Source organism: Marinifilum fragile JCM 15579 (genome assembly GCF_001310955.1).
Taxonomy (GTDB): Bacteria; Bacteroidota; Bacteroidia; order Bacteroidales; family Marinifilaceae; genus Marinifilum; species Marinifilum fragile.
This window is the reverse complement of the sequence record NZ_BAZX01000018.1, coordinates 51,367-63,912: the sequence shown is the minus strand read 5'-3', so window position 1 is coordinate 63,912 and position 12,546 is coordinate 51,367. Positions and strand designations below refer to the sequence as shown.

Genomic DNA, 12,546 nt, shown 5'->3' with positions numbered 1-12,546 from the left:
TGAGCTTAGCCTCGACAATGGATCCTTTTGACAAAGCACCACTCAAACAATCTGTATCATTCTATTTACTATCTACTTAAAAAGAATTTGCCTGAAAGAGAAAGGCATGTTTCATCCCCCATTACCAACCAGATGGTTGATATTATTTTTAATTCAGACTGATGTTTTGTAACTAATTAATGAAAGGTTTACATTGTCCTGCCAGACGCCGTAAGGTTTTCATTTACTACATTCTTTTTTAATTTATTTACTTGACAATTTTTATTCTATAAACTAATTCTTAGGCCCAAACTAAATGTTTTAGCTTGAGGCATGGTTACCTCATCGTAACCTGACAATAATGATGAAGGTCCAAAAGCACTCACTTCGGGATCAGCACCAGAATATCCGGTAATTGTGAACAGATTTGTTGCCTGGGCATATACTTTCATTCCCTCAAGTTTCAAATTATTCACAAATTTCTTTGGTAAATGATAAGCCAATACAAGTTTCTTCATTCGAAGAAAAGATGCATCCTCGAAAAAACGACTACTTGTTCGACTGGTAGTATAATTGTTCTGGCTAGTAATGGATGGATTGAATAAGGCCGGCTGATTCGTTACATCCCCATTCTCACGCCAGTAGTTTGCTACATCTTTAGATAAATTGTAAGCATCGGTTGTGGTATAAGTATGCAAAATCGCAGAGGTACCGTTCATTAATTTTTTACCTTCAGCAAAGACAAAATAAGTACTTAATTCCACACCTTTAAAAGAAAACACATTGCTAATTCCACCTGAATACTTAGGCATACCGGAACCAAAAGTCTTTCTATTTTCCATATTGGTTGGCGGAGTCTCTCTTAGACTACCGTCAGCATATTTCCACAACGGATTTCCATTAGTCGGATTCACTCCTGCCCAATCGTATAGATAAAACTGAGCTGCCTCCCTTCCTTCCTTAAAATATTTGTAAGCCTGGTCTTGTCCCCAAACCTCATATCCAGCTTGATTCAATTCCAAAACTTCGTTGCGATTGAAGGCAGCTGTAAGAAACAGGTCCCATTTGAATGTACTGTTTATTAAACGGGAATCCAGTGTTAGCTCAACACCCGTATTCTTCATGGCCCCAACATTGATCCACTGCTTTGTATATCCTGTAACCGCAGGCACATCGGTGAACAATAGCAAGTTGTTTACCTTCTTGGAATAATAATCAAGCGAGGCATTCACTTTGTTTTTCAATAGACTAAAGTCCACCCCAAAATCAAAATTTTCCGTTTTCTCCCATGATAGATTCAGATTTGAACCATTTGCTTCCGTATAAATGGATTTCTTCCCATAGGTTAAATCATTTTGATGCGTTTCATAAGTCCTCAAGGCACCATAGGTATAAGTAGATTGCTCTACTCCTGAATATCCAAAGCTTGCACGAAGCTTTAAGTGGTTAATTAACTCCTCATCGCTTTGATTCACAGCAATCCATCCTGCCGAAAATGCAGGAAAAATTTGATATCGATTATCATTACTAAATCGAGAAGATCCATCAACACGGTAGCTCAATCCGGCAAACAGCTTTTGCTTATAATTATAGTTTACCCTTCCGAACCATGATGCCAAGGCATACTTTCTTCTGTCGCTGGAATAATCAACAAGGTTATATGCATTCCTATTGGTTATTTGATAAGCACTCTCATAGTTCAGTTCTTTCTCCTTTTGTCTTGACTCCTCAAAACTCTGCCCAAGCACGAACTTAAAAGCATGTTCTCCAAATGATTTATGCCCGCTCACCATATGGGCAATTACAAACTTTCTGGAATACCCATCTGTTTCGATTGTAATTTTTTTATCAGGAGAATCACTATTTCTATAGGAAGCAAAAGCATCGGTCTCTATGAAATTAATTCCCAAATCTAACTTATAAGAAAGCCAATCCGTGAGTTTAACATCAGCATAGATATTTGAAATCACATAGTTATCCAAAGCTTCCCCCTTATCGTTTAGCGCCATTGCCACAGGGTTCTCCGTATATATTCCAAATGGATTGTTTTCCGTTGAAAAATTATAATCCCCTCTTTCATCGTACACACTAAGATTGGGAGCCTTAAGGATGGCGTCGCGATATATTTTAGGAGCCAAAAGAGAATTGTTTTTCTCAGATGTCATTGAAATGTTAGCTCCTAATTTTAAATGTTTGTTGATGTTTTGTTTGAAATTGAACCTTCCGGTATATCTTTTAAAATCGGCACCTTTTATATAAGCCTCCTGATTTAAATGTGAGAAGCTAAAATACAGGTATCCATTGTGCTTTTTATTCTGAATAGAGAAGGCCAGCTTATTACTTTTGGCATTTCTCACCACCTTATCATACCAATTGGTATTTGTGCTGGCTGGAAAAATTACCTCTCTCTTCTTTAACTGACTGTAATAGTTGGAATAGAATTGAGCATATTCTTCACCATTCATCAGGTTCGGTTTTCCAACAGGTTTGGATACACCAGCTTCCATCAAAAGGTTTACTTTCAGTCCAAATTTCCTTGGCTGCTTTGTTGTAATTAAAATAACACCCGCAGCACCTCTGGATCCATAGATCGAAGTAGAGTAAGCATCTTTCAACACACTAATGGATTCAATATCCTCGGTGTTGATCATGTTTAAGCCATTCTTTTGAAAATAATTGGATTCTCGAAGATCGTTAAAAACGTAGTTATCAGCCAAACCCAAAAGCGGAATCCCCGAAGAGGATAAAATATTAATCTGATTCAAACTTTCCTCTGTATTAAAAAGAGGAACGCCATCTACAACAATTAAAGGACTATTGGCATCAGGTTGCAAGGAAGTAACTCCTCTGATGGCTATGGTTGAAGCTCCACCTGGAACTCCAGAGTTTTTTTGCATCCACACACCACTTGCGGTGCCAGCCAATATCTCATCAAAATCATTCGGAATTTCACCAGTCATTGATGCAGAAAGGGTACTTATAGCTCCAGTTTTTTCCTCTTTCGCCTCTTCTCCATATCCAACAATGTTTACCTCTTGTAAGTTTATCACATTTGTATTGAGCCTAATATCTTCAATCATTTTGAGACCGACGATGTTTTCACTGCGCACAAAACCTATGGCAGATACAACAATGGTATCACCCACAAAACATTTTATACTATAGTAACCATCCTTATCGCTTGCGGTACCCTTAAATTCATTTTTCACTCGAATAGAGGCACCAACAATTGGCTGACTATCCTCATCACACAGAATTCTACCCACAACCATCTTCCCCATACGAACCAATCTGGCAGCATCAATCTTATTGGAAGCTTTTAATTGCAACATGGGTATTGGCCCGTCCATCTTCTTTAATATGATTTTATCACGGTAGAGAATAAAAGTGAAGCCAAGCGGACTCAAAACCATTCCGAGTATCTCTTGCAAACTTACTCTCTCCTCCGACGGAATGGTAATAGCTATTCCTTCAATTATTTCCGGATTGTATACAAAAGTGAAATCTGTTTGCGCTTGAATTTCCAAAATGAAATCTTCCAAGCTCATCCCCTGAGTAAGCCTGGAAGTAGATATTTCCTGAGCTTGTGAAAATGAAAGGAAAGAAAAATGGACAAAAATCAGACTTAAAAATAACTTCATTAGCTCTTTACATCCATTCTTAAAAAGGGATGAATTACAAACATTTAAATTTTTGTTTGCTGCAAATGAATATTTTTTCCTAATTTTGTCGTACATAATGCTAGCTGAAATAGCTCCTGCTATTTCGATTAGTTTTTTACTTGACAAGTAAATTTACTACATGTTAGTTAAAATACCGGAGAGCTGCCACTCTTTGGTATTTTTTTTGAGTACTAACCAGGACTCCTCCTGCAAGATTAGAACTCGTTTTTATTCCCGATAACAACCCTATCCTTCTCAATTTTATAAGAGAATTCATTGGTCATTTCAAGAATCTTCATAATTTCTTCTAATTTTTCATTTTCAAAGCTGGCTGTAATTTTCAAATCCTTCAGACTACCATCCGTCAGTTTAAATTTTACACCATAGGTTCTGTATAATGTCTTTGTCAATTCAGACAAAGGTGTATTTACAAAGAGTAAGCCTCGTTTCATCCAGGCAATATCAAGCTGATTATCCACTTGAAATCTATCCATTGACTCCTCGTTGTGGTTGATCACACCTTTTTGTCCAGGTACCAGATGAAAACCTTCCTCTTCTCCTTTGTGGCTATGAGTAAAAGCTACTTTTCCGGTAATAACCGAAGTCTCCATGCAATCATCTTCGGGATATGCTTTTACATTAAAAGAGGTTCCCAAAACTTTCACCTCAGCTCCATCCAGATCTATCACAAAAGGTTTGCTCTCATCTCTTGCCACATCGAAAAATGCTTCTCCCTCCATGTATACATTTCGTTCCGTACCTTCCAAATCAGATTTGAATTTCATACGAGAATCACCGTTCATGTATATGTGAGAACCATCAGCCAATAAAAAGTCTGTCTGCTTTCCTGCATCACATTCTCTTACTTCGTAGCCTATGGTATTCATCCATGAAAATGGCTCACTTATTTGATTCCAGGCAAGACTTCCAACAGATACAGCGATTAATACAGAAGCTGCTACACGATACCAATTGGCACCAAACAATCTTCTAACCGGTCTTTCATCAGCCTGCTCAACTTTAATTCTTCCCTTAACTTTATTTAAAACACGACTTTTTTCTTCTGAAGAAGTTTGCAAAGTAAGTCCTTCCCAGCCTTGTTTTAAATCATCAAAAAGCTTTTGGTTTTCTGCTGAAGATTCAAGCCACCCCCTTAATTGGCCCATCTCTTCTTCAGAGATTTCTCCAGCAAAATACTTTGCTATTATTTGATGTATATGATTCATTTCCGTCATTATATTCTAGTAGTTCATTTTTAAGACAGTGCTTTTTCCATCTTCCACTAAAGAAAAATGAAAAAAGTTTATTTTTTTTTGCTTTTCCCCTGGTAACCTATCATTTCTGTAAGCTTCCTAATCGCAATACCCATTTGCGTATCTACTGTATTTACAGATACGTTCAGTTTTTCAGCCACTTCTTTATACTTCATACCCTCAAAGCGAATCAAAAGAAAAACCTCTCTACACTTCGGAGGTAAACTTTCAATGCTATGGATAATTTTATCTTGTAATTCCTTTGCAATAATTGCATCCTCGGCTGTATTGTCCTCGCTTATTTTATTTGAAACCACCTCATCAATAGAATCCTTACCGACTCTCTGTTCTTTGCTGATATAATTCAAGGAACGATTCTTTATACTTACGAACAGATAATTATCGAGATTCTTAACATCTTGCAATTTCTCTCTATTCTGCCAAACTTGATAAAATACATCAGCTACAACTTCCTCTGCCAAATCTTTGCTTTTTACTAACACAAAGGATGCTGTTAAAAGTCTGTCGTAATAAATATGAAAGAGTTCATCTAAAGCACGTTCATCAGAATCTAGCGATAATCTTCGAATCAGAAAATCAATATTTTTGGTATGATTTTTCAAGGGTTTAGTTTTCTTAGGTGGTTAATATAGGTTGGTCAAAGATGCAAAAAATCTTATAAAGTGAAAATTTCAAAGTAAAAAGACTGGACATTTGCACCCAAACTACTTACATAATCTAACATCATTATTCCGCTAATATTAAATTACTTACAAGCTGATTTAACTTATCTCAAACCTTATTCACTTCAATGTAGGTTTTTCCAATACATATACGAGCCAATCATATCAAAGAATGCATCCACAAAATATTACAAAACAAAAAACCGCCTCATGAGAGACGGTTTATGATATATAATATTTGATTTTTTTTACTGTGCAACTTTCTGTGCATCTAGTTTTTTAGTTATTCTTCCATAAACAATTAAGGCTATGGCTGATACTGCAGCAATTCCAACAAAATAATACCAAATGTAATGTGCATTTGACGATGCTACTTCCCATTCTGCTCTTGACTCGAATAATGTTGGATCAGGACAATATTTTGTAAGAAGAACTCCCGATAATCCGAAACCTAAAATAGAAGATACAAATGAATGTAAGTGACTAAATCCTAGATACAAACCTTCCTCACCCTTAGGCGCCTGCAGTGAGAAATACTCTAAGAATCGAGGTGAAATAAACGATTCTGCCAACCCCTGGAATACAATACCAACAATCATCATAAATGCTACAGGATGCATGCTGAAAAATCCCAAATCAACTGACTCTACATCAAGCAAGTTACCCGCAGCCATACACAATGCAGAAACTGGCATAATAAACATCCCAATTGTCATGGATAGAAGTGCAGTGCGTTTTGCCATAATCTGAGTAATTAAGCCAACGGATAAAACCACTATCAATGGGTTTACGTTAGCATACCATGATGGAGATGCTCCTTCACCTGCCATACGCAACACGTATTTAGGCATGGTTGCATACAATTGATGCTGCACCATCCAGAATCCTGTAACAATAAGAATTAATGCTACCAAACGACCATTCGCAATTACTCTTGTTAATGCTTGCCAAATTTCGTTTAATGATTTTCCTTCACCCTCAGTTTTAGAACTTTTAAAGAAGAAGAATACTGCAAAAACAGCGATTAAAGTCATTGCTGCCGAGAAGAAGTTTAGATTTACCAATCCTTCGTTCCCCATGGCTTCACGCAATGGTTTTACAATGGTTTTTCCCGAGAATGAACCGATATTTACCATCATATAAAAAATAGAAAATCCCCTTGCACGATTCGATTCTGTTGTTTCTTTAGCAACAGTTCCTGTAATTACTGACTTAATAAACGATCCTCCAACCATTATCACAATAACAATTGGTACAATCATCCATTTCCAACCTGTTTTCTCCAATCCAGTAAATTTGGTTACCTCGGTATACTCAACCAAACCAGCAGCTTCCAACATGGTTGGTAAAATTGCTAAACCTGCATAACCAATACTTAGTAATGTGAAAGCCAACAACAAGGCTTTTCTAAAACCCATTTTATCTGCTAAGGCGCCACTAAATGTTGGTAGTAGATACAAACCTGCTGAAAACAGACCTGAAATCATTGCTGCTTCAATATCAGTAAAGCCTAATATTCTTGAAAGGTATATTGTTATTACAATGAAAACTCCATAGTATGCTGCTCTTTCCAAAAGCTCAACAGAGTTGGCCACCCAAAAGGCTCTTGAGAACTTTTCTTTTCCCGTACTCACTTGTTCTGCACTCATTTTATTCTTTGTTTAGTTTATTTAAGGTATCGTTGTCCGCAATTTTGGTGGTAAAAATAGATTGCCACGTTGAATTTCACAAGTAGGGATTCTCCTATTTTTTCTCACACCACACCTGTATATCCTGATAAATTTCAAACCAATAGTGATACAAAAAAGATGCCGCAATCAATGGATCAAACTAATCCAATAATTGCGGCATTAACCTAACTTAAAAATAAAATATTTTGCTCTGCTAATCGTTTATTTTTGCCATAGTTTCATTGTTGCTTCAACATCTATCGCCTCTGCTAAAATAGATATTGGATGCTGAACTTTGCTAGAAGTTGACATTTCTATTTGCCATTTACAAGTTTCACAATCTGTGGCTACAAAATCAACCTTAGAGTTTTCTATCTGATCGAATAAAGGTTTACCAACTTCTTGAGAGGTTTGATAATTTTCTTTCTTAAATCCATAAGTTCCTGCAATTCCGCAACATTGCGATTCAAGATTAACCAATTCAACACCTGGTATCATTCTAAGAAGCGAAGTTGAATAAATAGACCAGCCTAATTTTTCCATATGACAAGGGGTGTGATACGCTATTCTCTTTTTGTAGTCCTTCTTGAACACTAACTTTAGCTTTCCTTCATCAATTAAACGAAATAAGAAACGGGTTGCCAATTCACTCTCATCCCTTATTTCTTCATTTTTAACACCCAATAAATGAGGATATTCATCGCGAATGGTAAATATACAAGTTGAAGATGTTGAAATTACTGGCATCTTTTTATCTACAATTGATTTTTTAAATGCCTCAACATTGTGTTTGGCTTGTTTGGTTGCCTGTTTAATTAATCCATTAGAAATTAATGCAACACCACAACATTTTTCCTTTTCCAAAAGGTGCACACCATAACCCGCAGCATTCATTAACTTAATCAAGTCTTTACCTTGCTGAGGAAAATTATAATTCACATAACAGCCGTGGAAATAACTAACGTGCTTTTTGAAACCCTGCTGTTTCTTTTCAGCATATCTGCGATACCAAGTTTCAAAACGCAAACCTGTATACTTTGGAAACATACGATGATGATCGATCTTTAGCACACTATCCATTACTTTACGGACTGGCTTAAGCGCAACTGCAGTATTCACAATTGGGGCAAATGTACTTGCATGGTTCCTACAATATCGGTATTCGCAAGAATCATATCGCGAAGCTTTGGCTTGCTTTTACTATACTTTATGCGAGCAGATTGGATTATATCGCCAATTTTAACTCCCGATGGACAGGCAACTTCGCAACGCTTACAATTTAAACACAACTTCAAGGCCTCATCATAAAACACAGGATCTTTTAATCGCATTCGTTCGCCATCTGGGCCAGATTGCTTTGGGCCTGGATAATCAGGATTTACTTCCAACACCGGACAATAAACGGTACAGATTGTACATTTGACACATTGCTCAAAGTTATTCTCACTAACGTTATATGGTTCAAATATTTCCTTTTTCATTGTCCTGCTATTTTAAAATTTGTTCAGCCGCATGAAGAGATGTAAGTAAACTTATACCTGCTCCACTTCCTTCTTTAAGAGGATTTGCTCCTCCCAACACTGAACCTGCCACATATAAATTTTCTACAGGTTCACCATTCATCAACGCTCTAAAATTCTGATCGGTTTTTACACCATAATGCATAAATGCCTGATCGTTAAATATCTTTTCATCAAACCATTTTTCACGATTGCTGTCGCCATCGATATCTAAACCAAAAATTGGTTCATATAATTTATCGTGAGTTGCCACAATTCCTTTGCTATAAAAACTTCCGCTTGCCAAAATGAATTGGTCTGCCTCAAATTTTATATCTCCATGATTAATGGTTCTGATTTCCAACAATCTGCCATTTTCAAAAACTCCCCCTTCAACATTGTCTCCCAACAAGTATGTTCCTCCTAATTCCTGAAATCTTTCACGCAATGTAATCTGTGTGCGAATACCAGGAACTGACGGAGGTATGGCTGGTAACAAAAGAACTGGCTTTTCAATTTTCTCTTTTAGCTTATCTGCAATTGTCTTATTAAACAATCCAAATACAGCAGGAAGAATCACTACATCAAATCCATCACTTAGAACATTTGCTTTTTTGGCAAATTCATCAATGGCATTTTCCTTATCAAATTCTTTGGCAATATTGGTTGAACGCATTTCGCTAGGATTTCTACGAATTGCTTCAAACTGTTTCATCGAAACATTCTTGATTTGCGCATGAACATCGAACTTTTTTAACCCATCTTTAATGAACAAAGTGTGAAAATCAAGAAATCCGCTAAAGTTTAGGATTACTGCTTTTTTCCAAGGAAAACTGTCCTTATGATCGAAACAGGTAAAATCACTTAGGGTCAACCAAGTTGGTTTCATTATACCCATTGGCGTTAAGGTAAAATGATTTCTATCGGCTTGACCAGTAAAATTTAGACCTGCACGTACCAACAAATGCAAAGCATCATTTGTTAATCGTTCTATTTTATCCAAACCTACCCTTTTATAAGGATGAGTCTCAGATAAGGTTTTCATGCTTTCCAAAGGATTTGCAACCTCTTCACCATTTACCTTACCCAATAGATCGAAGGAACCCGAAAAGAAATGAATTGCACTTTGACCAGATGAAACAATCGCACATTTTTTTCCCTGCTCCGCCAATTTAATTCCACATGTGAGTCCGCTTAACCCACCACCTATTATAATGTTATCGAATTTCATACTCTTGCTTAATTGTTTTCTGGTTTCAATCCATATATCCCTTCGTAAATCCAAGATGTAAATTGAATTTCATTAATCGTTTCACCCCAAGCAATTGGCGACATTCCTTTCCATCTCTCCTGAAGAAAGTTGGCCAAATCATCTTTTGCTTTTCCTGGTTCTTCCATCGATTCACAAAGCAAACCAGCTGCACGACAAGCACACAACTCGCCTTGACAAGTTCCCATTCCAACACGAGTTCTACGGCGCAAATCGATCAGGTTATTTACATGCAATTCATTAATCGCATACTTTACTTCACCAATTGAAACTCCTTCGCATTCACAAACCATTGAATCTTCATTTTCATCACCTTTTGCAATTTTATGAGCCAATGATCCATGTCTATCCTTTGCTGATTTTTGAGTTATACCACTTCCTGAATAAACTTTCTGACTTACATTATTTAAGGTTTCATCGCTTTTTTCAGATCCAGGTAATGGAATGTTGGCCGTTTCACATTTTTTATCGAAATCTAATTTTTTACAGATTAAATCTGTTGCTTCTTCAGCCATCAATCGATAGGTCATCAACTTACCACCTGTAATTGTGATAAATCCTTCCAAACCATCTCGTTCCTTGTGATCCAACAATACAATTCCACGACTAATGCTTCGTCCACTTGGATCATTATCGGCTGCCACCAATGGGCGAACTCCTGCATAAGCACGAAGAATACGAGTCGTTGCCAAGGATGGTGAAAGCTTTACTCCTTCTCTTATCAGCACATCCACATCATCCTTTGAAACATACATATTGTCTATCTCTTCAATTGGAATTCGCTCCGAAGTAGTTCCAATCAAACAAATGGTATCTCCAGGAACAAGTATATCTGCATTGGCAGGTTTTCTACACCTGTTCAAAACCATTTTGTTTACACGATGACCAAAAATCAGAAGAGAACCTTTTGCAGGAAACATATTGATGTTTACTCCTGCAAACTTGGCAATATTATGTCCCCATATACCAGCTGCATTGCAAACAATTTTCCCGTAATATTTTACTTTCTCCTTTTTCGCATGATCGAATAATTCTACACCATTTACACGATCTTGATCTTTAAGTATATCAATAACTTCATGTTGAGTTAAAATATCTGCACCATGCAGTTTGGCATCCAATGCATTTGACATGGTCAAACGAAAAGGATCAACAGACCCATCAGGTACTTTTACAGCTCCAATTAAGTTCGGATTTGCCGATGGTTCCATGCGAAGTGCTAATTTGGGATCAATAATTTCCGTTGAAATCCCAGCACTTGTACAAGCATCTACAAATTGAGATTGAAATGCAATGTCATCTTCTGGTAGAGTAAGAAATAGTCCATTGTTCTCTTCGATGCAATGGTTTGCAATTTTTCGGAGAATCATGTTTTCCTCAATGCACTCAGCAGCCGATTCATGATCGGTTACTGCATATCTGGCTCCACTATGTAATAAACCATGATTTCTTCCTGTTGCACCAGTTGCAAAATCATGACGTTCTACTAGCAATACACTTAATCCTCTCATCGCACAATCCCGCGCTGTCCCTGCACCTGTTGCTCCCCCTCCGATGATTATTACATCATATTCCTTGGATCTATTCTTATTCATGATGAGTCTTCTTATTTCAATATCTTTTTATTCAGCTTAACGAAGATTTTAATAAATCTTAGAATACAAAGATATACATCATACATAGCATTGCAAAGTATGTCTTTAAAAAATATATTTTGCATTATCTATTCTTTAGCTTAAGAATGTATTCTTTGATTGAATTATCATATCTAAAACACTTACCAAATTAAACACTAAAAACCGCTATAATGTCAACATTTACAACGCATCCAAACTTTGCTATCATATCGAATTTTGAGAAAGTAAATTGGAATAAAAACAGATTAGGTAGATTGCATCTAAATAAAAAAATTAAACATTTTCAGACAAAATCAATATAAAAAATAAGCCAAATCATTAAAATGATTTGGCTATTTACTATGACACAGGCATTAAATCTGACAAAAATACCTGCCAACATTCACTTTGTAAAAAGTAATTTTATATAGGTGTTAATAGTTACAATTTTTAATTCTCATTCAATAACCAATGTCTTCCATTTTCAGGAGTAGAAAATACCTTTAACTGATAACGATCACAAGAATTGCATTGAACACGAATCATTCCAAATGCTGTATCAAGAGGGTTTCTTCTAATCAAAGCATGCCGAACCATTAATTGTTGTCCCAATTCAGATTCTATAATCGATCCCAAACTTTCAGCATCATCAATATCATATAGTAGTTCCGCCGAACTTGCATCTTCTAAAATTCTAACACAATTGGGTGTAGTTATTCCCTTTAAAAGGTTTAAACAATACTCCTTCATCTGAGCAAATTGTATCTTGCCAGTCAACACCACATCCAATAAATCACTTTCTGGTCTGTATTCTACATTTATCATGACAATCTCTCCCTCTTTTTCACTTCTACCTTATAGACAATTAATTGAGGAAATCGGGTGAAAGAAAAGCAAAAAAAAAAGAGCCATTT

Annotated in this window: 9 protein-coding genes; all 9 read right to left on the bottom strand. The window is 36.4% G+C overall.

Annotated elements, in window-relative coordinates:
* Nucleotides 1-266: 266 nt before the first annotated feature.
* The 9 genes from JCM15579_RS13410 to JCM15579_RS13375 all read right to left on the bottom strand — a co-directional run bounded on the left by JCM15579_RS13410 (nt 267) and on the right by JCM15579_RS13375 (nt 12,457).
* Complete coding sequence (locus JCM15579_RS13410; RefSeq protein ID WP_172677436.1) at nt 267-3,620, bottom strand: SusC/RagA family TonB-linked outer membrane protein; 3,354 nt, start codon at nt 3,618-3,620, stop codon at nt 267-269.
* A 236-nt stretch (nt 3,621-3,856) separates the two neighbouring features.
* Nucleotides 3,857-4,867, bottom strand: a complete 1,011-nt coding sequence (locus JCM15579_RS13405; RefSeq protein WP_172677435.1) for a FecR family protein — start codon at nt 4,865-4,867, stop codon at nt 3,857-3,859.
* Between the two features lie 77 nt (nt 4,868-4,944).
* Nucleotides 4,945-5,517: an RNA polymerase sigma-70 factor gene (locus JCM15579_RS13400; protein WP_054720960.1), complete on the bottom strand. Its 573-nt coding sequence runs from the start codon at nt 5,515-5,517 to the stop codon at nt 4,945-4,947.
* A 308-nt stretch (nt 5,518-5,825) separates the two neighbouring features.
* A complete protein-coding gene (locus JCM15579_RS13395) occupies nt 5,826-7,226 on the bottom strand; it encodes an MFS transporter (protein WP_054720959.1) in 1,401 nt (466 codons plus the stop codon).
* A gap of 243 nt (nt 7,227-7,469) precedes the next feature.
* Nucleotides 7,470-8,366, bottom strand: a complete 897-nt coding sequence (gene glpC / locus JCM15579_RS13390) for an anaerobic glycerol-3-phosphate dehydrogenase subunit GlpC (RefSeq protein WP_218186171.1) — start codon at nt 8,364-8,366, stop codon at nt 7,470-7,472.
* Nucleotides 8,363-8,728 carry a 4Fe-4S dicluster domain-containing protein gene (locus JCM15579_RS20885; protein WP_218186170.1) on the bottom strand — a complete coding sequence of 122 codons (366 nt, stop codon included), beginning with the start codon at nt 8,726-8,728 and terminating at the stop codon, nt 8,363-8,365. The genes glpC and JCM15579_RS20885 overlap by 4 nt, the downstream gene beginning before the upstream one ends.
* A 7-nt stretch (nt 8,729-8,735) precedes the next feature.
* A complete protein-coding gene (gene glpB, locus JCM15579_RS13385; RefSeq protein ID WP_054720957.1) occupies nt 8,736-9,977 on the bottom strand; it encodes a glycerol-3-phosphate dehydrogenase subunit GlpB in 1,242 nt (413 codons plus the stop codon).
* A gap of 8 nt (nt 9,978-9,985) precedes the next feature.
* Nucleotides 9,986-11,611, bottom strand: a complete 1,626-nt coding sequence (glpA, locus tag JCM15579_RS13380; protein WP_054720955.1) for an anaerobic glycerol-3-phosphate dehydrogenase subunit A — start codon at nt 11,609-11,611, stop codon at nt 9,986-9,988.
* Nucleotides 11,612-12,082: 471 nt separating this feature from the next.
* Nucleotides 12,083-12,457, bottom strand: coding sequence for a hypothetical protein (locus JCM15579_RS13375; protein WP_054720953.1), 375 nt, complete (start codon nt 12,455-12,457; stop codon nt 12,083-12,085).
* Nucleotides 12,458-12,546 lie beyond the last annotated feature (89 nt).

Coding starts and splice junctions, on each gene's coding strand:
- JCM15579_RS13410 (WP_172677436.1), bottom strand. CDS start 3,620: ATGAAGTTATTTTTAAGTCTGATTTTTGTCCATTTTTCTTTCCTTTCA.
- JCM15579_RS13405 (WP_172677435.1), bottom strand. CDS start 4,867: ATGAATCATATACATCAAATAATAGCAAAGTATTTTGCTGGAGAAATC.
- JCM15579_RS13395 (WP_054720959.1), bottom strand. CDS start 7,226: ATGAGTGCAGAACAAGTGAGTACGGGAAAAGAAAAGTTCTCAAGAGCC.
- JCM15579_RS20885 (WP_218186170.1), bottom strand. CDS start 8,728: ATGAAAAAGGAAATATTTGAACCATATAACGTTAGTGAGAATAACTTT.
- glpB (WP_054720957.1), bottom strand. CDS start 9,977: ATGAAATTCGATAACATTATAATAGGTGGTGGGTTAAGCGGACTCACA.
- glpA (WP_054720955.1), bottom strand. CDS start 11,611: ATGAATAAGAATAGATCCAAGGAATATGATGTAATAATCATCGGAGGG.
- JCM15579_RS13375 (WP_054720953.1), bottom strand. CDS start 12,457: ATGATAAATGTAGAATACAGACCAGAAAGTGATTTATTGGATGTGGTG.